We start from the raw sequence: 20,593 nt of genomic DNA on the forward strand, positions 1-20,593 counted from the left end.
ATGACCAGCCTTCGTTACATTGTCAGACTCGCTACTTTATTCAGAGTCCTAGGTTCATCTGGTGATACAGATGGTTCACACATTAAGCGGTGAACAGCGCTTCATACGACCTCACGTCGCACGCCCCGAAATGGTTTAGTGTAAATGCCCATCGAACTCTTGACTCCATACCTATTAATTAGCAAAACTTATCCGAATTAACTGGCTGAAGCATTCGATAGAATAACTCTAGAGTATCAAGGTCAATGCCTTACAACGTAGTACTTCTTTTAACCAATTTGACCGGCACCATCATCTTCACCAAGCTACTGTTTTTATTTTTTATTTGATCAACGATGATCTTTACACATTCACGAGCGAGACGACGGAAGTCTTGGCGGAAAGTGGTCAGTTGGTAGCTCAACCATTCCGTTTGTGGAATGTTGTCGAATCCGATGACTTTCAGATCTTGAGGTATGCGAATACCACATTCGATACGCGCAATGTCCATAACAGCCATTGCAAGGTTGTCTGTCGCGCAGAACACGGCTTCCGGACGATTCTTATCGGCCAGCATGGCACGTACTTTATCCAGTGAACCTGCATAGTCGTAGCTTGCTTCAATGATGCGCGGCGTTTTACCTGTTAGATCTTCAAACTCTGAGCAGAAGCCACTTTGGCGTTCGTCGTTGGTAAACGTTGGCACTTCACCTGTCAGGTAAACCGCATTTTCCACACCGCTATCGTGTAACACTTGTGCGGCCTGTTGGCCCGCTTCGTAGTTGTCACTGATGACGTAACTGCTCTTGGTGCCTTCTACGACGCGCGCGTACTGAACTATAGGGATATTGAACTCTTCACACTCTTCATAAAGTGATTTGTTGAAGGTGGCCGAAGCGGCGATCACACCATCCACTCGGTATTGGAAGATGTTTGGGATCGAGTGGTTGTCTTCATCATCCACTTGCCATGGAATCAACACCGCTGAGTAGCCTTGCTTCTGCAATTCACTTGAAATTAATTGAAGTGTTTTCATGTGGATAGGGTAGTCCGCATCTGGGAATACCAAACCGATCAACTTAGATTCGTTTGTGGTCAGGCTACGTGCAAAAGCATTTGGACGGTAGTTTAGGGCTTTCGCGGCTTCGAAGACCTTTTGCTTGGTCTTTTCTGACACTGAGCTGCCCGGAACAAACACACGCGATACAGTAGATTGAGAAACGCCAGCCAGTTTGGCGACGTCCTTCGATGTTACGGTTTGTTTTGCAGGATTCATGTGAGTTGATTCATAAGTCAGTTTAACTGTGACTAGGTTAACACAAATAGGTACGTAGTCATAAGTGGAAATAAGCAAGATTTAAGTAAATAATGGGTTAGTTTGCCTTTGGTGGTGTAATTTGGGTAGAACCCAAGTCACATTTCATATTTAGTATACGAAAAAAGCCTTACCCAAAAAGGTAAGGCTTGCTCTTATTTCCCATTTCCACTGAATCGGATAAGTTACGTAACCGGAATAACTTATCTCGTGGTTATCAGAAGTAGTAGCGAATACCAGCCGCGAATTGGTCATCGCGGTTTTCGAATTTGCTGCCATCGTACTGATCTTTACCTAGGTCGAACTGGTATTCAGTCCAAACTAGGAATTTGTTCTTCTGGAAGTGGTATTCAAGACTAGGAATTAGTAAGTTACGTTCGTAACCTTCCGTCTCGTCACCACGATCTTCCATGTAGTTGTAGTTCAACGTTGGGCGTAGGCCGTTGTCGAAGTGGTAGTAAGTGTAAATTTCACCACCTAGGGTATCGAACATCACCTCCGTACCGCCTTGGCTTACTGCTTCCCAGTTTTCGCCCACATGGAAAGTCGCACCCGCATAGAAGCCGCCGTGGCTATAGTTTGCACCCAATAGCATGATGCGCATGCTGTCGCCGTTTTCTACGCCAACCACGCTTGCGTCTAGATCGGCAACTTCATTTTGATGGTAAGCCGCCCCAAGTGTTACGCCATCAACTGGTTTGTAAGTGATCGACGCACCCATGCCGTTTTTCAGTGAGGCTGTCGCATTGCTTGCTAGGGCAACATCTTCACGCGTGGTTTGGTATGTAAAGCCGTAGCTCACTTTCTCATTGATCGAGTTGCGGTACGTAATAGAGTTTTCTGCACGACCAGCACCTGATGCGATACCCCAGTCTGCTAGGTTGTAAACACCTGAGCCGCGAGTACCAAATACACGACCTAAGTCGGTGTACCATGCTACGTCGTAGAAGGTAGACCACTGCTTAGTACCCGCAGCAATCTTGCCGTATTTTTCGTGATCAACACCTGCGTATAGCAAGCGATCGTAAATGTTGTCGCCGTTCGCGCCAGAGTTGTAGCCCCATTCCGCGTGACCGAAACCAGTCCAGCCGTTATCCAGACCCATTTGGCCTTTCAAACCGAAACGTGAGCTGCCGCTGTTCCATTCGCCGTTGTCATCACCGCCACGGTCTTGGTAGCGAAGATCGAAACGACCATCGATGGTTAGGCTGTCGCCAGCGTCATTAACAAAAGTGTGTGCAGCAAAGGCTGAGCTAGAAGTAAGCGCTGCTAAAATCACTGCAGAAAGGGTCGACTTTTTCATCATCAATCTCATTATTCAGGGTGCAGAAAGCCACCGTACGTTCATGCCCGTTTTGAATAAGGGTTCTATCTTGAGGTTGTGCCCCATCCTTGAGGCACGAGTTGGGAGCATGTCACCTGAACCGAGAGGGGATTCAGGCAACATAAAGGCGGGTTGACAATCCGCCCCTAGGACTTCTTATAGAGAAGGGTTTAGGATCTGTTGAGTACGCTCGAACACGTCTAGACCTTGCTGTTTTAGCCAATAAGGAAGGTCGATCAGTACCCAGTTCTCAGATAGCTTGTCGCCGTCACGGTAGTAAACGTCAACCACTTGCATGTCTGCACGTACTTCACCACCTGTCATACCTAGGAAACCACCGATTGGCGTGTTAGATAGGTTTGGCCAGCCGAAGAAACAAGAGAAGTTACCTTCTGCGAAACGACATACGTGGCCGTTAAACTTCTTGTCTTTTAGGTTGTTACGGAACGGCAATTGGTGCTGCTGTTGGTAACGAGGGATTGTGTAAGACGCACCGATACCACATGGACCGTACCAGATCATGTCTTTAGACCAGCTCTTCGCTAGTACTTCTGGTGGGCATCCCATTGCGCCGCTGTCGTTTAGTGCAGATAGGTCATCAACCATCTTGTTCACTAGTGCTAGTGTTGCTACGCCTTCTTCTGGTGCTGCGTCTTCGAACAGCAGACCGTCGTGGTTACGAGGCCCAGGATATACGAAGTGCTTACCTGTTGATGGTGGTAGTGGGTAGCAACCCGCTTGATCCATCGCACCAAGTAGATCTAGGAACAAGCCAGTTTTAGTGATTTTGCCGTTTTCAACACAGTTAAATTCTGCGTAACGGATGTTCATGATCTTGCCTGTTGGGCGCATGCCTAGGTATTCAGCGTCGAATAGACCCATGAAGTGACCCATGCTCATTACCCAAATTTCACCTGATGTTACTTCGTTCTCACCACCGATGAAGATGTCTTGACGACGCTGCATGCGAGTCATTGATTTCATCAAAGGAGCCCAGAACACGTCAGCCGCTGCTTGAGCGCCTTGTTGCTCACGGAATGGGTAAACACCACGCCATAGGTAATCTTCTGAAGTATGTGCTTTTAGTACTTCTGCCACGTTCTCGTGAGTTGCATTTTCCATTGCGCTGAAGTATTCACGTACAACGCGTTTCGCTTCTTGATATTTAGACATAATAATTTCTCTTTGTGTTGTCGAGTCAACATTCGGAACAGGACTCGATTTGGATTTTGTTACCGGCTGACTATTCAGCCGGATTGATGTTTGTTTCTTGCCTGAGAGACCTTCAACCAAAGGGGATTAAGCTTTTGTTGTTTCCGCTTTTTTGTTTTTGTCGAAGATGCCGCCTTTCAGTGTTTCTGGTAGAGATAGCCACAGTAGACCAGCAACAATCCATACGATTGGTGAGCCCCACATTGCTGTCGCAAGGTCGCTGCGCTCTTGGATGAATACCAACACCATTGGTGCCCACATGCCGATGATACGACCGCCGTGGAACAGTGCTGCACCGAAACTACGTAGGTGAGCAGGGAACAACTCAGAGAAGTAACCACCCCATACCGCAGAAGCCGCTAGACCGAAGTTATAGATAAGACCTAGGATAGCCAGCATGTTTAGGCTGCCGATCATCACGTCGCTTGGCGCTACGAAGAATACTGAAGCCATTACACCCGCAAGGATGAAACCAAACGCGTTCACTTTACGGCCGTACTTATCCGCGATTGCGCCCCATACCCAAGCACCGAATAGAGAACCGAATGCAGAGATAGAGAAGATGATACCGATAGTTGAACCGTCAAACTGGCGAACTTCTTTTAGGTAAGTTGTCACGAAGCCAGAGAAGAATTGGTAGCCGTAGAAGTTAAGGCCCGCCAGTAATAGACAAGTGATGGTTAGCTTGCGGTAAGGCGCGCTTAGCATTTCGCCCCAAGAACCTTTTTGTGCTGGTGTGTTTGACGCTTCAGCTTCTGCTTGTCCTTCTTCGCCGTAAGCGATCACTTTCTTGTCGCTAGGCAGGACGAAGATCATTAATGCAGCGGCAACTAAAGGAGGAATACCACCTACCCACATTAGGCTCTGCCAAGGAGCGTCAATGCTAGAGATAAACGCTGCGTACGCACCCATTGCCATCAGAGCCACAGAGAACATAGAAGAAGCAAATGCCGTTAACTTACCGCGAACCGTTGGTGTAAAGAGGCCGATCATCAAGCTTACCGCTACCGTGAAGTAACCACCTAAAGAAATACCGATAATGAAACGCATCGCTGCCCACATAGCGTAGTCAGTAAACATCATGTTGATGATGGTTGCACCGCCGTTCAGTGCTGTGATGACAATAAGAGTCGACTTCTTACCAAAGTTTGATGCAACCCATGCACAGCTTAGAGCACCAATAAGTGCACCAAGCGACTGCCATGTATAGAACTGAGCGGTATCCGCCAAGTTAATACCATCATACGCATCAACGATGTATGGGCGTACGTAGTCAATAATTACAAAGTTATAACAATAGAAAAAGTAGCCCACTAGAATTGCAAGATAAGCAGCTACCCTTTGAATCATAGGAACTTCGCTCATGTGTTTTTTAGTTGTCATGGCCGATAAACCTTAATTTTATGGGGTGTTTTAAGTTTTGAGTACTGTGTAGTGGTAATTGATGTTCACCACACGATCTTCATTTCGAGAGGGATAATAGATTTTTTATGGTTATTAGATCCGTGATCAAAGTCAATTTTGGAATGAATACGCACCCATTGAGTGTGCGTTGGTGACCTTGATCTCATAATATCGCTAGATTGCGATTTATTGGGCGTTTAATCATCTATATTGGTGATGATAATCACATTTGTTGTGATTTTTTGGGGATTATAGTTATTTTTGAGTAATATTGGTGCGGAATGAATTGCGAAATATTATAAACGGAATCCCATGTATGGTTACGTGCTCAAGCCTTTTTGTTGTTGCTCTTTATGTAATAACCACTTTATTTATCAGTTATTTAGTAAACAGACGCTATAAAGTTGGTGGTGATTTTTCAACGGGTGGAAAACAATTTGGTTGGTTTACGGCAGGTGTGTCGATTCTTGCAACTTATATCAGCGCGATGACATTTGTGGGTATGCCGGGCTGGGTTTATAGCTCTGGCATGGAAGCGATGAGTATTCATCTTAACTATCCCATCGTTATATTTTTCACCGTTATTTTCTTTGTGCCCGTCTTCTACAAGCTAGGGCTGACTTCGATTTATGAATACCTCGAACATCGATTTGGGGTGTATGCAAGAACCATTAACTCGATTGTTTTCATTGTGATTCAATGCATTTCTGCAGGTGTGATTCTGTATGCGGTAGCGTTGATATTAGTGCAAGTTTTGCCAATAAGTATTTCGGAGGCGATTATCTATATCAGTATATTCACCGCTTGTTATACCTATGCCGGTGGGATTTCTACGGTTATCTGGACCGATATGCTGCAATCCGCAGTATTGGTTGCGGGTAGTATCGCCATCTTCGTTATTCTGATGACAGAGATTAATGCGGCAGATTATTTGTCGCCAGATTACCTCAATATCATCAACTTAGACTTTGATTTTGGGGTAGATACGACGCTTTGGGCTGGAGTGGTCGCCGTGAGCTTTTTGCATTTAAGTGTGTACGGCACCAATCAATTGATCATCCAACGTACGCTGGCGACGAAGTGTGAGAAAACCGCACAAAAATCGATGTTGCTTTGTGGCTACGGTTCTTTTTTCATTTACTTGTTCTTTGCTGTACTTGGAGTATTGTTGAGCGTCTTTTATCAAGAGCAATCGTTTGAGAACAGCAATGAAGTGATCTTGGATTTTGTCTTCAACCATACCAATCCAATTGTGGTTGGCTTGGTTATCTCTGCACTCGCAGCGGCAGCGATGTCGACGTTGGATTCGACATACAATTCAATGGCAACCGTTGCCACTTTTGATATCTACAAACGGTTTGTTCGTAAAGGTGCAAATGACGAGCACTACGAGAAAGTAGCAAGGAAGATGAGTCTACTTTCTGCTGCACTGGTGGTTGTGCCTGCACTTCTGGCGGTGTCGAATGAATCGGTACTCAAAACTATCGCAAGTTTGACCTCTATTTTCGTTGGTATTCGCTTGGGTTCATTCGTGCTTGGCTTATTCTGGGCGAAAGCGAATGAGAAAGGCGTCATCGTCGGCAGTATCATGAGTGTGATTGCGGTGTTTACTGCAATGTACCTAGATATGGCTTGGCCGTGGTTCGCGCCAATCGGTACGTTTGTCTTCCTTTTGTTTGGTGTGTTGGTGAGTCGTCGTTGGGGCTCCGTGACTGCCGAACAACAAATCTTTATCAATAATCAAAAACATCTTTTTGCAAAGCCAACTGCAAGCCATTACGGGCTATTGGTGTTCGCCGTGGCGACCATTGCTGCTTGTATGGTTCTCCCTGATTGGCTTTATGCTGTATTGTCGTAATAGGTAAGTTTATGCTGTCCATCTTTGATATTTACAAGATTGGTGTTGGTCCTTCTAGCTCTCACACTAATGGTCCAATGATCGCGGGTTACCGCTTCACACGTTTGATTGAATCGAACTTGGCAAAAGTGGTTCGTATTCAAGTCGATTTATACGGCTCACTTTCGTTAACGGGGATTGGTCACCATACTGACCGTGCAACGATTTTGGGTCTGTTGGGTAACAAGCCAGATACCATCAAAATTGCTTCCGCGAACAGAGCGATGCGCAAGGCGATTGAAGAGGGCATGATGTCTGTCGATGGCCGTCATGAAATCGAATTCAACTACAAAACGGATATGTTGTTCCATGAAGAAAACCTTCCTTTGCATGAGAATGGCATGACGATTACTGCGTTAGATGCGCACGGCAATCAGGTTGGTTTTGAAACTTACTACTCTATCGGTGGTGGTTTTATCGCAACGGCGGATGAACTGCAAAATGGCAGTGCGACTGCACCCGTAGAGGTTGAGTTCCCATTCTCCAGCGCAGACGAAATGTTGGCACAAGCAGAGAAGAACGGTATGAGCCTAGGCGGCATGATTCTGAAAAACGAACAAGCGTTTCAGGATATGGAAGCCACCAATCAGCGCGCAGAACAGATCTGGCGTGTGATGACGCGTTGCATGGAACGCGGTTTCGAAACGGAAGGTATTCTTGATGGTGGTTTGAATGTCACTCGCCGTGCGCCAAATTTGTTGAAAAAGCTCGAAGCAAACGCTGCGGTCGAAAACGACCCAATGGAAATCATGGATTGGATAAACCTGTTTGCGTTTGCCGTAAGTGAAGAAAACGCCGCTGGCGGCCAAGTCGTGACGTCTCCGACCAATGGCGCGGCGGGTGTTATTCCAGCAGTGCTAATGTACTACCATCGTTTTATCAAAGAGCTAGATACAAAACAGTTAAAGGATTTTCTCGCCGTGTCTGGTGCGATTGGCATTTTGTACAAAACCAATGCATCGATCTCAGGGGCTGAAGTAGGGTGTCAGGGCGAAGTGGGGGTCTCTTCTTCTATGGCAGCAGCAGGCTTGACCGCACTTCGAGGTGGTAGCAATGAGCAGATTTGTATTGCTGCTGAGATTGCCATGGAACACTCATTGGGTATGACATGTGACCCCATAGGGGGCTTGGTTCAGGTGCCGTGTATTGAGCGTAATGCCATGGGAGCGATGAAAGCGATTAACGCCTCTCGTATGGCACTCAAACGTAACAGCAAATGCCTGATCTCTTTAGATAAGGTAATTGAAACCATGTACCAAACCGGCAAGGACATGAACAAAAAGTATCGAGAAACGTCATTAGGAGGATTAGCACTAATTCATCTGTCTCCACCTTGTGATTAGGGTGTAATTATTATCTGACATCTAAAATTTATCTACCGTTATGACAATTATGTAAGAATTGCTTACTTAACCCAAGTAGATAAGTAAAAGCTATTTTTCAATACTTAAAGTTATAACTGAACCTCTAATTTAGCAAACTCATTGACGAGGTTCTGTCCAAATCCCTGTTAGTTGATGCGATACTAATAGAAACCCAACCAATGAAGAATTCGTGATTGCTCAGCGGACAGTGGAATGGTTGTAAGATTCAAAGAATATTGAACATCGAAAGTGAGCTGTTAGATAGCTCGCTTTTTTTGTGGGGGGATTCGTTATTATTAGGGTGTTGGTTTTTATCACTAGCAGTGAATCTTTTGAGCATGAGAATCACTGTAAGATGTCAACGCATCACCTTTATGTGTAAGCGAGCTTGTTATGCCTGATACTTCTCATCCTACCGTTGTTCCATGCCTTCTTCAGACTTGGCATTTAACGGAGTCTGAGCTATTTCATTGGCTACTTAAGCAATGTGGTAACAAAGAGCTAGCCTTTGATCTTCTTCAAGAGACATTTTTACGTGCCTTGCTGCAGAAAAAAGCATTTTGTGATATCAAAAATCAACGTTCCTGGTTGTTTCGTGTCGCCAACAATTTACAAGTTGATGAGTGGAGAAAGACGAAAGAGGTAATGTTTGATGATGACGCAATATTGTCATTACATGGCGAATGTGATGAAGATCCGCACGTAATTGATAGCCTCGCGCAATGTTTACCCAAAGCGTTGGATCAACTTTCTCAAGCGGATAAAGCAATCATAGAAGCGTGTGATCTCAATGGCGAACCACAGCAAATATTTGCACGAAAACATGGCTTAACTTTACCGGCAACCAAGTCACGTATTCAACGCGCGCGTTATAAATTAAAGCAGATTCTGAAAATACAATGCCGGATCCGTTTTGATGAACAGCAGCGAGTTTGCTGCTTTTTTCCTGAAAAATAACTCATCCATCTTATATTTGGTCAATTAATCCTAAAACTTTGCATCTTTTTAGCTCGTCTTTCGTCTTATGACAAAGCGATAAGTCGATGTATCAGGTTATCGGCTCAACAATAGCCATATGGGAGCTGTCATGTTTGAAGTATTCTCGCTGCTTGCAGATTGGTTGACCTATTCAGTCTTTTCTATTACGCCCAATTCAAAATTGGCCGATGGCGTACATTTCTTCATTGAAGACACTAGTAAGATCATGGTGTTGCTAGTGGTCATGATTTACGTAATTGCTCTTTTTCGGGCTTCGCTAAATGTAGATAAAGTCCGCCATTACCTTGCGGGCAAAAGACGTATTTTCGGATATGTAACTGGTAGTTTCTTTGGGGCTATTACACCATTTTGTTCATGTTCTAGTATCCCGGTGTTTTTAGGATTTACAACGGCAGGTATTCCGTTAGGGATAACCATGGCTTTTTTGATCACATCTCCATTAATCAATGAAATTGCGGTGTTGTTGTTAGTGAGTTTACTCGGGTGGAAGTTCATGCTGATGTATGTGTTTGTCGGAATGTTAATTGGTGTTACTAGCGGATGGTTTTTAGATTCGATTGGCGCAGAACGTTGGCTTCAACCATTAGCAATGAAAGCACTTCAGCGTGGTCAAAATGTTAAAGCACAAACGTCAATCCCGACTATGACTGCACAGATGACATTGGCAGACCGCCACGCTTTTGCCAAACACGAAATGGTAGTTATTGTTTCGCGAGTTTGGATATGGGTATTTATCGGGGTGGGTATAGGCGCGGGTTTGCATGGGTTTGTGCCCGATGGCTGGATAGAAGCTCACCTAGGGCAAGGGCAATGGTGGTCTGTTCCTGCCTCTGTTTTGTTGGGCATTCCACTTTATTCTAATGCAACTGGAGTGATCCCCATCATGGAAAGTCTGTTGATTAAAGGATTGCCGATTGGGACGACGTTGGCATTTTGTATGAGTACTGTTGCTGCCAGCATTCCGGAGTTTGTGATGCTCAAGCAGGTCATGCAATGGCGTCTATTAGGGCTACTTTTTTGTTTGTTGCTCGCTGCATTTACGGTCATGGGGTGGGTGTTTAATTTATCTATTTGGAATTATTCCCTTCCTACTTGAAGTTGCAGCGGTGTTGGCCACGTTCACTCACCCCAATCACATAGCTTATCTATGCTCATGGGGATGAACTCACTTGCCGCCTACCTGCAACTTCAAGTTGTTTGGGTATATTAGGAGTCGATGATGAAAATATTTAAAGTGCTAGGTTCAGGTTGTGCTAATTGCCTCAATACAGCGAAGCTTATTGAAAAAGTGGCAAATGAGATGGGTGTCACAGTCACCGTTGAGAAGGTGACGGATCTTGAAACGATTATGGATTACGAAGTGATGTCTACACCTGCGGTAGTTTTGGATGAAACGGTTGTCCATTGCGGCTCCATCCCAACAGTGCAAATGATATGTGGCTGGTTGGAGGGTTAACTAGGTTCGCCTAACACACTTTATGCCAGCGATGATGTTAGGCGACCCCTACTAAGTTTTGTTACTGTCACAAGTTTCTCTTTGTGTCGTTCATATCTCATGTTTTGTATATACCATTTCGGTAGACTGAGTTTATCCATATCCTTCCGACTTGAAGTTGCAGCTGTGTTGGCTAGGTGCGCTCATCCCAATCACATCGTTTATCTATGTTCATGGGGATGAACTTACTTGCCGCCTACCTGCCACTTCAAGTGGTTTGGGTATATATTGGTCTATATTTAAGGTTCAGCAAAGTGATGCACTATCAATATCGTGGCGACAATATTATTTTCAATATTCCAATTCAAGCGAGCAATAATATCTTTTTTGTCGGTAACGCAACCAATTGGAAAGTAAAAGAGGATTTTAAGTTTCACCGAGAGGGCGATTCGCTGACGCTGATTAAACCCAAAGAGCTAGCACTGCACATCGGTAATTCTGGTTATTGTGAATACTTTTTTTGGGATCAAGATTTAGAACAAGCGTTACCTTTCGACCACTGTCATCCGCAAGGTTATTTTTTCAACAATCAGTTTAATGGAAGTTTCAACTATTTGCTGTTGGCTGAAAATCCAAGCCAGAATGAATTGGTACAGATACATCAAGCAAGTGAAGCCTCTTTTATGATTAAGCAGCAACGAGAAGATTATTCGAGTGAAGAGTCGCTAGCCAACTTTAGATCAGTATTAGGAGGAGCTTTAAAACCCAAGCGCCTATATCGTTCTTATCATCCGATTTCACCATCTCGATCTCATATAGCAGAACTTAAATCGCTCGAAGAACTCCGACAAATAGCGGTACGTAAACTGCTCTCACAGTACCAGATCGCCAATATCATCAATTTGTCTGAAACGGATCACCAGCTTAAACAAGAAATAGAACAACAGGGGGCCAGTTATTATCAACAGCTCTGGTCTCAAGGGTGTGTCTATTCAGTGCCGATGTCTTACGAGACGGTTTATTTTATGTCGCATCTTAATCAGGCTTTTAATGATAATGAACTTGGTTTTCAAGATGGTATCAAACAGATCATCACGATCATTGCAAACGAGCAAGCACCATTCCATGTTCATTGCCGGTTAGGGTCTGATCGTACTGGCGTCGTTATTGGTTTTTTACAACTGTTTATGGGGGCCACTAAGTCTGATATAGAAAGCAATTACTTGTTGACCAATCAGCTGGGTATTGGTGAGTATCGAAGCTTTAAATTGCTTGAAGTTGCGCTCACCAACGCGCTTGGAGAGAATTGTTTTGATGATGGTCGTCAGGTTGTGTATGGCTATTTATTAAATTTAGGGCTTGAAAAATCAATGATTAATAGTGCGTATCAAAAGTTGAGTTAGAGAATCAGATGGGCGGTTAAATTTTGGTGGTTAATTATAAATCAGGAGTCTTACCTTTATCTGTTTCAAGCTTTGGTTTAATGCTGACATTTTTTCTACATCGTTGGTGGAATACTCAGCGAATTGATACAAAACTTGATGTTAGTGCACACGAAAGTAAAGAGTCTTTAGGAAAAATGAGGAACTTATTCGTTTTAGCTATGCCATACAGTATCATCCACTAATTCAATCAATAATAATACGTCTTGAAATTTATGCTCAATAAACTAAAACCTTACTTCGGTCCCTTGTATCCTATCGTTGCCGTTTTCCTTATGGGGATTGCAATATTTTTCGTATCTCGCTTAGGGCTCGCGATCTGGCATTTTGACAGAGTCAGTGACGCTCACGGTTGGCTGACCATTTTCTTTAGTGGCTTGCGAGTCGATATTGTATCGCTATGTTATCTACTTATTTTACCCGCGCTGCTCTCTTGTTTATTGTCTGGTGACCACATTGTTGGACGCGCCTGGCATTGGGTGTTAAGAGTCTGGATCACACTGGGTCTATGGCTTATCGTGTATATGGAAGTGGCCACTCCGCCATTTATCATGGAATATGATTTACGTCCAAACCGCTTGTTTGTTGAATATCTTATTTACCCGAAAGAAGTGTTCAGCATGCTGTGGACGGGCTACAAGTTAGAGCTGCTTATTGGCGCGGTCGTTTCTACTTTGACGGTTGTTTTAGGTTGGAAGTGGAGCAAGCAGTTAGTTGCTAACTTAAGTTTTCCTAAATGGTACTGGCGACCGCTATTGGCAGTGTTAGTCATTGCTGTGGGGGTGCTAGGTGCGCGTTCTTCATTGGGTCATCGTCCTCTAAACCCAGCCATGGTTTCATTTTCCAGTGATCCATTGATCAACGATTTAACGCTTAACTCATCATTCTCTGTTATTTTTGCGGCTAAACAGATGAAATCTGAAGCGAACGCATTTGAGTTCTATCCCAAAATGGAGAAGCAAGAGGTGATCGATGAGATTCATGCATCGATGAACATTGATGCTCAATATTTTGTTTCAGATACTCAACCAAGTATGGCTAAGCATCAGGCAACATATCAAGGGAAACCAAAGAACATCGTTATCTTACTACTTGAAAGTCACGGTGCACGCTATGTCAGTCGATTAGGCGGGATTGATGTCTCACCTAACATGGATAAGCTGATTGATGAAGGATGGGCACTTACTCGTTTGTACGCAACAGGTACACGTTCGGTACGTGGTATAGAGGCGATGACAACCGGTTTTTCTCCAACACCAGCACGCTCTGTTGTCAAGTTAGGTAAAAGCCAAACTAACTTTTTCTCGATAGCAGACTTGCTAAAGTCGCGTGGCTACCATACTCAATTTATTTATGGTGGTGAAAGCCATTTTGATAATATGAAGAGCTTCTTCTTAGGTAATGGTTTTGTCGACATGCAAGACTTCCCAACCTTTGCTGATCCTAAGTTTGTTGGTTCTTGGGGCGCATCAGATGAAGATCTATACCAAAAAGCAAACCAACAATTCACACAAATGAATGAAGAAGGGAAACCTTTCTTCAGTTTGGTATTTAGCTCATCCAATCACAGCCCATTTGAATATCCTGACAACGTGATTGAGCCATATAATGAGCCGAAACAGACGGTTGAAAATGCGGTGAAATACGCTGACCATGCGTTAGGGCAGTTTGTTGAAGCGGCTAAAAAATCGGATTATTGGGATAACACCATCTTTATTGCGGTTGCAGACCATGACGCAAGAACGCAAGGTAACCAACCAGTACCAGTTGATTACTTCAGAATCCCTGCGGTGATTTTTGGTGGTGGAATTGAACATCAGATCGATGATCGTCTTGTAAGCCAAATTGACCTAGCACCGACGTTGCTTTCACTAGCCGGTATTAGCAGCCAAAACCCAATGATTGGGCATGACTTGACTCGTGATGTTCCTGTTGAAAAACAGCGTGTTATGATGCAGCGTGATAAGAATTACGGTTATATGACAGCTGATAACCAAGTGGTAGTTATCCAACCTGGACAGGGTATCTCAACTTATGAATACGATCGAAAAACAGACACATTAACAGAAAAAGCGGTAGATCCAGATGTGGTGAAGCGAGCTCACGCAAATGCCATGTGGGGAAGTTTAGCGTTTAAAGAAAACTACTACGTTGCTTCTGATAAATATTAGTTTTTAGCGGTTTAGTGAATAATAAAGTACAAGGCGAACCATTGGTTCGCCTTTGTTATTTCTTTCATTCAATGTTTACAATATATCCCCTTCCTACTTGAAATTGCAGCGGTGTTGGCTACGTTATTTCACCCCAATCACATAGTTTATCTATGCTCATGGGGATGAACTCACTTGCCGCCTACCTGCAACTTCAAGTTGTTTGGGTATAGATGATGATTGAAATAAAAATTACCATTTTCTTTAACATAAGAATGACACACTTGAGTTTGTCAGATAATTTATTCATTTATAAAGACATAAAAATCGTATCAATTGAGCTGATGTGAGTATTTGAACTGTATTGTTGTGAACAAGGTATCAAAATTTCGATAAATTAAGAGAGTTAATGGATTTAACCTCTGGGATTCTATTCACTATTTTCGAATCATTCTTGTGCTAAATATTAATTAATCTAATTTATTCCTAGAAATGTGGATAATTAGTCGTTAAGTGACTATTTATCCGGTTTTTTATGGTCTTCTAGAAAATGATAATTTGTACTATGTCACATTTACACCGAGTAAATTTACTTACCATTGCGCCACTTTAATCATTCTTTCCAATACGATCTATTAAATATAAATACGTATTCCTGCAATATATAATAGGATAAATTTCGATATGACTGGCGATATTGTAAAAGTTTCAAGAAATACAGACAACGCACCTAAAAGCACAGTATCTACTCAAACTGTAGCTTTTTCTCATTATAATAATATTTCAGCTCAACTACCTATAGATCCTACAACAGGTGAAATTGTAGTGGGTTGTGTAAAGGACCAAGCCAAACAGTGCTTAAAAAATCTTAAAGCGATAGTGGAAAGTATTGACCACGTTATGGACGATGTGGTGAAGATTAATATCTTCGTTAAGAATATTGCCGATATTGAGGCTATAGATGAAGTTTATCCAGCCTTTTTCCAAAGTTCTCTTCCTACCCGCACGACTGTCGCGGTTGCCGCTTTACCGATGAGCGATGCTTTAGTTCAAATGGATGCGCTTATTTCAAACGGTGAAGGCACTGCTCCACAAGCTCCATGTGCACTTATTAAAGTTTCAAGGAACACAGATAATGCACCACAAGGCTTGTATTCACAAACCGTTGCCTTTTCTCATTACAATAACCTTTCATCTCAATTGCCTATTGATCCAACCACAGGTGTATTGGTTGCAGGTGGTGCTAAAGAGCAAGCAAAACAGTGTTTAAATAACATTAAAGCCATTCTAGAAAGTATCGATCATGTAATGGGCGATATCGTGAAAACAACGATATTCCTTAAAAATATCTCAGATATTGAAGTGGTCAATGAAGTTTGTGCCGAATATTTCCCAAGCTATGTTCCGGCACGCACTGTTGTTAATGCAGCCGCTTTACCTATGGATGCGTTGGTGCAGATTGATACCGCAGTGTCACACGGTGACGGCACACCACCACAATTGCCAGAAGATACTCGTCTACTTGTGATTGAAGCAAATAATACAGAAAATGCACCACAAGCGCCTTACTCGCATACCGTGGCTTTTTCTCATTACAACCATGTTTCTGGTCAATTACCTGTTGTTCCACAAACAAGTGAAATAGTTGCCGGTGATGTAAAAGCGCAAGCGGAACAATGTTTGAAAAATATTAAGGCTATCATAGAAAGTGTTGATCATGTTATGGATGATATTGTTAAAGTAAATATTCAACTTAAACATATTGAAGATATTGACGCGGTAAACGAAGTTTATACTACTTTCTTTAAAGGTGAGCTTCCTGCAAGAACAGTCGTTGGTGTTTCAGCTATTTCTATGGATGCATTAGTACAAATTGATGCAGTTGTTTCTAATTGTGAAGGAACTCCTCCGCAAGAATAAGTAATTTATTGTTATTTACGAAGGTTAAACTATTTATCCTAATTAAATAGAGAATAAGCAGGTCTATTTGTTTGTTGATTTCAGTATCAGTCAAGTGATTATTCCTGCTTTTAGTTTTTAGTTTTTAGTTTTTAGTTTTTAGTGATCAATATAAAAATGTGTGTAATTTAAAATAACTCACTATAACATTTATGTTCGTGGTGGGTTGATTATCGTCTTCATATAAGCACTTGCTGTTAAGCCAAAATTTAGTGCATGGTTCATCCGTACTTCAGACAATAGCTCTCGGTATTGTGTCCCTTCCTGTTTCAATTTACGTATCAACGTCGTCAGACCATTCTTCAGGGTGTGTGATTAGGGTTTTGCCGGCAAAGGTTTCTGCTCGAATATCTTGCGGGTTGTAGATAGCGCATGATTCCATGGATAAGCAACCGCAGCCAATACAGCCTCCGAGATCATTTTGTAGTGCCTTTAGCTGCCGAATACGATGCTCAAGCATAGCGTTCCAATTTGAGGCCATTTTTTCCCACTGCTGACGACTTGGTGCCTGATGTTTTGGTAAATTAGCCAACGATTCTGCTATTTCTTCTAAGGTAAGACCAACCATTTGCGCTGCTTTGATCACCGCAATTCTGCGCAACACATTTCGATGATAGCGACGTTGGTTGCCTTGATTACGCCAACTATAGATAAGCCCTTTCTGTTCATAAAAATGTAAGGTGGAGACTTTAACACCAGCTCTTTGAGCGACTTCACCAACTGTCATTTCCATATTTTTCTCCAATCGACCGAGCTTTGTCCCTAATTAAATGAAAAAGCGCTTTACCTAAAGTTAACTTGAGGCATTAACGTAGCATCAAATTGGCAATCGATGGAATACAAATATGGAATTGAATGTAATAAAAACTCCCACACAATTTTATCTGGCCGGACGCTTTTTTGATGGCATCTCCTCAGGGCTATTTATGATGGCACTACCTTGGATCATGCTATCTACGCCTAATATGGGTTCTTTTGTTGCTATGGTTGCTTTAGCTTGCACAGGTCTTTCTTTTGTTCTGACACCATTTTTCTCAACCTTGATTGATCGTTGTTCGAGAAAGCGACTGCTGATATTGGTTCAATTATTACAAGCAAGTACTGCCGCATTAGTCGCTTTGACTTATGGGTTTGGATATCAATCTCATTGGTTACTCGCCGCAGCCCAGATGGTGTTTTGGACTTCTAGCAATTTAGCTTGGTCAACCAATAATGCTTTTACCCAAGAGAATTTTTATCAACATGAATATGCTTCGATTTCTGGAAAACAAGAGATCATCATGCAGGGAACGACTTTGGGGGCAGGGGCGTTGGGTGTTGTGCTACTAGAAATATGGGGGATGTTTGAATTCTCGTGTTTCGCTGCGATAGCTTCTGCAATCGCGAGTGTTAGCTATATATTGACACCTTATCGCCGACAATTACGTCAGTCAATGTCGGTCTCTTTTATGGCGCAAATGAAGGCGAGTAGAGAGATATTCACGCAGCGACCACACTTTTATGCTTTTTTAATGCTCTCAGCGTTGAGCTACCCAATACTCACTTTTCTCACTAAGTTAGTGCCTATTTGGTTTTCAGAAATAGGCATCTCGGGTGAGTGGTTTGCAGGTTATAACATCGCCTTTGGAATGGGTTCATTAGTGACTGGTCTGTTTGTCGGAAGGTTATTAGGTTTAGGCTCTCATCGAGTTATTATGATTGGCTCAATGGGGCTAGTCGCTATCATGCTCATTGGCATGAGTTTATCATTTTCTCCGCAACTACTACTGATGTTTACGTTCTTCTTTGGCACATTTAACGCCTTAAACCGTGTTGCTCGTACAAACTGGATGCATCACAGTATTAGTATTGCTCAACGTGGCCGAGCAGACGGAGGGCTACAAATGTTTGCAACCTTAGCCCAAAGTATCAGTTATGTCGCCATCGCCTTTTTAAGTCATTTCGATATAACTCAACTCGGTTTTTTGCTTGCAGCCGGTGTTATGGTTATGGCGGTCTTGATTATGATACGCCTGAACAAAGGGCCAGAGCTTACAACGAGGACGATTATTCAACCGAGCGTAGGCTCATAAATGAGTTTGGTTACTGAGGCTGGAGACGGAAGATTTTTCCACTATCGGTTGAAAAGTAAATATAACCATCGGGGCTGATGGTGATGTCTCTTACACGTTCGCTAAGGTTTTTCAGCAACCGACTTGATTCTGTTAGCTTACCGTTTTTAATCGATACCACATTAATGTGTGCTAATTTCAGTGCACCCGCTAATATTTTACCATTCAATTCTGGGTACTTTTCACCACGATACAACACCATATTACTTGGTGCGATCGAAGGAATGTAAACCAACATTGGATCTTCCATGTTCGGCAGAGATTCGGCTTCACCGACATCCAGTGGTCCCCAATATTCTTTACCGTGAGAGACTCTTGCCCACCCGTAATTTGCGCCTTTCTTAATCAGGTTGATCTCGTCACCCCCACGAGGTCCATGCTCGATAGACCATAGTTGTTTGGTTGCTTCGTCATAAAAGAGACCTTGAGGGTTTCGGTGACCGTAGCTCCAGATTTCAGGTTTGGCTTGGGCTGGATGAAAAGGGTTATCTTGAGGAACAGAACCATCGAGATTAAGGCGCAAAATAGCCCCCGCATGCGTTTGGGTATTTTGTCCGTTGTCGCGATTGCCTCGGTCACCAATGGTGAAGTAAACCTTATCGTCGACAAACGCAATGCGGCTCCCATAGTGCCGGCCAGTATCAGTTATCGCGTCAGCAACAAATAGATCTTTCCAGCCGAGCAGAGCATTGTTTTGTAGTGTTGCGGTGGCTAATGCAACAGTATTACCTTTGTCGGTGCGTTTAGTATAAGTGAAGAACAGTTTCGGATTTTGTGCGTCTGTATTAGGTGAGAGTGCAACATCAAGTAACCCACCTTGGCCGCTAGTGTTAACATCTGAGACGCGATGGAGCATTTCTTTTTTTCCAGACGCAATATCGAGCAACGAAACCGTGCCATTTTTCTCTGTCACAACAACGTGTTGATCGTCAAGAAACTCAATTCCCCAAGGGATCTGGAATCCATTAGCCACTTCTTGAGCTCGGTATTCTGCTGCCAAGGTTGAGAGGGATAGACAAATAAGTAGTGTTGTGACAACTGTTCTCATGGTTCTTTCCGATCTGAAGTATGCCTGTATCTACAAATTAGCATCAAATTCGGCTAATGGCAGGGCATCAGTTGTGTATAAATGTAAAATATTCGATATGAACTAAATCGGCTAGTGCAGAGCATTGCTGTTGTAAAACTCATTTTTATCGCTTAGTCGATTTCGATAAACCAAAGCCAAATGGCGATGAACCAAAAATAAAAATCCAGTATCTTGCCGACACTGGATTTTTTATCATGTATTGATCCTAGAATAATTAGATAACGACTTCAGCCTTACTTACAAGTCTCTTTTGACCAACTCACACCATCATTTGAACACTCAAGAAGGCTTGTTCCATTCTGGTAATAATGACCTCTACTCCAGTTACCTTGAGAATATTTAGACGTTATTATTTGAGTATAATCAAACGGAGTATTTTCAATGTACGCACTTTTATGTCTGACCCAGCTATCAGAGCCATATGAACTATTGTCATCATAATCTAAACCATTTTTCTTCTGGCTATTACGCTCAATATGTTTATTTAAAACCAGTTCAGTATTTAGGTCTGCTGAAACTTCATGTTCGATATACCCAAACAACTTGAAGTTTCAGGTAGGCGGCAAGTGAGTTCATCCCCATGAGCATAGATAAACTATGTGATTGGGGTGAAATAACGTAGCCAACACCGCTGCAATTTCAAGTAGGAAGGGTATAACAATCAGCTTGTCAGCGGTCATCACTGTTTTAACTTTATACCACTTATTAATTTCAGTTTTTTTAGAGTCATCCCAATGCTTCCAGTAATAATCAACATAAGCTTGCTGGGCTGTTGGGTTCTCTTTTTGAATGTCTTTGGTCTCTTGATACGACTTTTTGATAGCTGGCATCATTTTCTGCGCTAACTCATAGAGCTCGGTATTTTTGTACAGCACATTGTGCCTCTTAGCATCGGTGACTAGTCACATAGGG

At 42.9% G+C, this 20,593-nt stretch carries 15 protein-coding genes and 3 pseudogenes; 9 read left to right on the top strand and 9 right to left on the bottom strand.

From position 1 onward, the window contains the following. Positions 1-250: 250 nt before the first annotated feature. The 4 genes from EYW48_RS08680 to EYW48_RS08695 all read right to left on the bottom strand — a co-directional run bounded on the left by EYW48_RS08680 (position 251) and on the right by EYW48_RS08695 (position 5,213). Positions 251-1,255: a LacI family DNA-binding transcriptional regulator gene (locus tag EYW48_RS08680; protein ID WP_053310594.1), complete on the bottom strand. Its 1,005-nt coding sequence runs from the start codon at positions 1,253-1,255 to the stop codon at positions 251-253. A 256-nt stretch (positions 1,256-1,511) separates the two neighbouring features. Next, on the bottom strand, positions 1,512-2,597 hold the full coding sequence (locus EYW48_RS08685; RefSeq protein WP_277432258.1) for a porin: 1,086 nt from the start codon (positions 2,595-2,597) through the stop codon (positions 1,512-1,514). A 177-nt stretch (positions 2,598-2,774) separates the two neighbouring features. Beyond that, complete coding sequence (locus EYW48_RS08690) at positions 2,775-3,791, bottom strand: nuclear transport factor 2 family protein (protein ID WP_277432259.1); 1,017 nt, start codon at positions 3,789-3,791, stop codon at positions 2,775-2,777. 126 nt (positions 3,792-3,917) lie between these two features. After that, entirely contained in the window at positions 3,918-5,213 is a 1,296-nt protein-coding gene (locus EYW48_RS08695; protein WP_277432260.1) for an MFS transporter, read from the bottom strand. Between the two features lie 337 nt (positions 5,214-5,550). On the opposite strand from EYW48_RS08695, the gene EYW48_RS08700 reads away from it, so the two are divergent. From EYW48_RS08700 to EYW48_RS08735, 8 genes are all read left to right on the top strand, one after another. Beyond that, positions 5,551-7,092 carry a sodium:solute symporter gene (locus EYW48_RS08700; protein ID WP_277432261.1) on the top strand — a complete coding sequence of 514 codons (1,542 nt, stop codon included), beginning with the start codon at positions 5,551-5,553 and terminating at the stop codon, positions 7,090-7,092. 11 nt (positions 7,093-7,103) lie between these two features. Beyond that, positions 7,104-8,474: an L-serine ammonia-lyase gene (locus tag EYW48_RS08705; protein WP_274700159.1), complete on the top strand. Its 1,371-nt coding sequence runs from the start codon at positions 7,104-7,106 to the stop codon at positions 8,472-8,474. Between the two features lie 414 nt (positions 8,475-8,888). Next, positions 8,889-9,452: a sigma-70 family RNA polymerase sigma factor gene (locus EYW48_RS08710; protein WP_171981189.1), complete on the top strand. Its 564-nt coding sequence runs from the start codon at positions 8,889-8,891 to the stop codon at positions 9,450-9,452. Between the two features lie 130 nt (positions 9,453-9,582). Beyond that, positions 9,583-10,590: a permease gene (locus tag EYW48_RS08715; protein WP_171981190.1), complete on the top strand. Its 1,008-nt coding sequence runs from the start codon at positions 9,583-9,585 to the stop codon at positions 10,588-10,590. 120 nt (positions 10,591-10,710) lie between these two features. Further along, on the top strand, positions 10,711-10,950 hold the full coding sequence (locus tag EYW48_RS08720; protein WP_253910169.1) for a thioredoxin family protein: 240 nt from the start codon (positions 10,711-10,713) through the stop codon (positions 10,948-10,950). A gap of 218 nt (positions 10,951-11,168) precedes the next feature. Then, positions 11,169-12,332 carry a tyrosine-protein phosphatase gene (locus EYW48_RS08725; protein ID WP_277432262.1) on the top strand — a complete coding sequence of 388 codons (1,164 nt, stop codon included), beginning with the start codon at positions 11,169-11,171 and terminating at the stop codon, positions 12,330-12,332. Positions 12,333-12,586: 254 nt separating this feature from the next. Then, positions 12,587-14,542, top strand: coding sequence for an LTA synthase family protein (locus EYW48_RS08730; protein WP_277432263.1), 1,956 nt, complete (start codon positions 12,587-12,589; stop codon positions 14,540-14,542). A 663-nt stretch (positions 14,543-15,205) separates the two neighbouring features. Next, a complete protein-coding gene (locus tag EYW48_RS08735; protein WP_277432264.1) occupies positions 15,206-16,441 on the top strand; it encodes a Rid family detoxifying hydrolase in 1,236 nt (411 codons plus the stop codon). 189 nt (positions 16,442-16,630) lie between these two features. Here the strand turns inward: EYW48_RS08735 and EYW48_RS08740 are convergent. Together EYW48_RS08740 and soxR are read right to left on the bottom strand one after the other, a co-directional pair. Next, a pseudogene (locus EYW48_RS08740) lies at positions 16,631-16,768 on the bottom strand (AraC family transcriptional regulator); the annotation flags it as partial. After that, entirely contained in the window at positions 16,755-17,213 is a 459-nt protein-coding gene (gene soxR / locus EYW48_RS08745) for a redox-sensitive transcriptional activator SoxR (protein WP_176247102.1), read from the bottom strand. The pseudogene EYW48_RS08740 and the gene soxR, both read right to left, overlap by 14 nt. A 112-nt stretch (positions 17,214-17,325) precedes the next feature. Here soxR and EYW48_RS08750 point away from each other — a divergent pair, with 112 nt between their 5' ends. Beyond that, positions 17,326-18,552 carry an MFS transporter gene (locus EYW48_RS08750; protein ID WP_274671782.1) on the top strand — a complete coding sequence of 409 codons (1,227 nt, stop codon included), beginning with the start codon at positions 17,326-17,328 and terminating at the stop codon, positions 18,550-18,552. Between the two features lie 10 nt (positions 18,553-18,562). On the opposite strand, the gene EYW48_RS08755 is transcribed toward EYW48_RS08750, so the two are convergent. The 3 genes and pseudogenes from EYW48_RS08755 to EYW48_RS08760 all read right to left on the bottom strand — a co-directional run. Beyond that, positions 18,563-19,639, bottom strand: a complete 1,077-nt coding sequence (locus tag EYW48_RS08755; protein ID WP_277432265.1) for a PQQ-dependent sugar dehydrogenase — start codon at positions 19,637-19,639, stop codon at positions 18,563-18,565. A 275-nt stretch (positions 19,640-19,914) separates the two neighbouring features. Beyond that, positions 19,915-20,127, bottom strand: a pseudogene (locus tag EYW48_RS22015) (hypothetical protein); the annotation flags it as partial. A gap of 207 nt (positions 20,128-20,334) precedes the next feature. Continuing rightward, positions 20,335-20,547 (bottom strand): annotated as a pseudogene (locus tag EYW48_RS08760) (hypothetical protein); the annotation flags it as partial. Positions 20,548-20,593: the final 46 nt, after the last annotated feature.

The sequence above is a fragment of the Vibrio sp. 1180_3 genome, from assembly GCF_029478545.1.
Classification (GTDB): Bacteria; Pseudomonadota; Gammaproteobacteria; order Enterobacterales; family Vibrionaceae; genus Vibrio; species Vibrio aestuarianus.

Coding starts and splice junctions, on each gene's coding strand:
- EYW48_RS08680 (WP_053310594.1), bottom strand. CDS start 1,255: ATGAATCCTGCAAAACAAACCGTAACATCGAAGGACGTCGCCAAACTG.
- EYW48_RS08685 (WP_277432258.1), bottom strand. CDS start 2,597: ATGAAAAAGTCGACCCTTTCTGCAGTGATTTTAGCAGCGCTTACTTCT.
- EYW48_RS08690 (WP_277432259.1), bottom strand. CDS start 3,791: ATGTCTAAATATCAAGAAGCGAAACGCGTTGTACGTGAATACTTCAGC.
- EYW48_RS08695 (WP_277432260.1), bottom strand. CDS start 5,213: ATGACAACTAAAAAACACATGAGCGAAGTTCCTATGATTCAAAGGGTA.
- EYW48_RS08700 (WP_277432261.1), top strand. CDS start 5,551: ATGGTTACGTGCTCAAGCCTTTTTGTTGTTGCTCTTTATGTAATAACC.
- EYW48_RS08705 (WP_274700159.1), top strand. CDS start 7,104: ATGCTGTCCATCTTTGATATTTACAAGATTGGTGTTGGTCCTTCTAGC.
- EYW48_RS08710 (WP_171981189.1), top strand. CDS start 8,889: ATGCCTGATACTTCTCATCCTACCGTTGTTCCATGCCTTCTTCAGACT.
- EYW48_RS08715 (WP_171981190.1), top strand. CDS start 9,583: ATGTTTGAAGTATTCTCGCTGCTTGCAGATTGGTTGACCTATTCAGTC.
- EYW48_RS08720 (WP_253910169.1), top strand. CDS start 10,711: ATGATGAAAATATTTAAAGTGCTAGGTTCAGGTTGTGCTAATTGCCTC.
- EYW48_RS08725 (WP_277432262.1), top strand. CDS start 11,169: ATGAACTTACTTGCCGCCTACCTGCCACTTCAAGTGGTTTGGGTATAT.
- EYW48_RS08730 (WP_277432263.1), top strand. CDS start 12,587: ATGCTCAATAAACTAAAACCTTACTTCGGTCCCTTGTATCCTATCGTT.
- EYW48_RS08735 (WP_277432264.1), top strand. CDS start 15,206: ATGACTGGCGATATTGTAAAAGTTTCAAGAAATACAGACAACGCACCT.
- soxR (WP_176247102.1), bottom strand. CDS start 17,213: ATGGAAATGACAGTTGGTGAAGTCGCTCAAAGAGCTGGTGTTAAAGTC.
- EYW48_RS08750 (WP_274671782.1), top strand. CDS start 17,326: ATGGAATTGAATGTAATAAAAACTCCCACACAATTTTATCTGGCCGGA.
- EYW48_RS08755 (WP_277432265.1), bottom strand. CDS start 19,639: ATGAGAACAGTTGTCACAACACTACTTATTTGTCTATCCCTCTCAACC.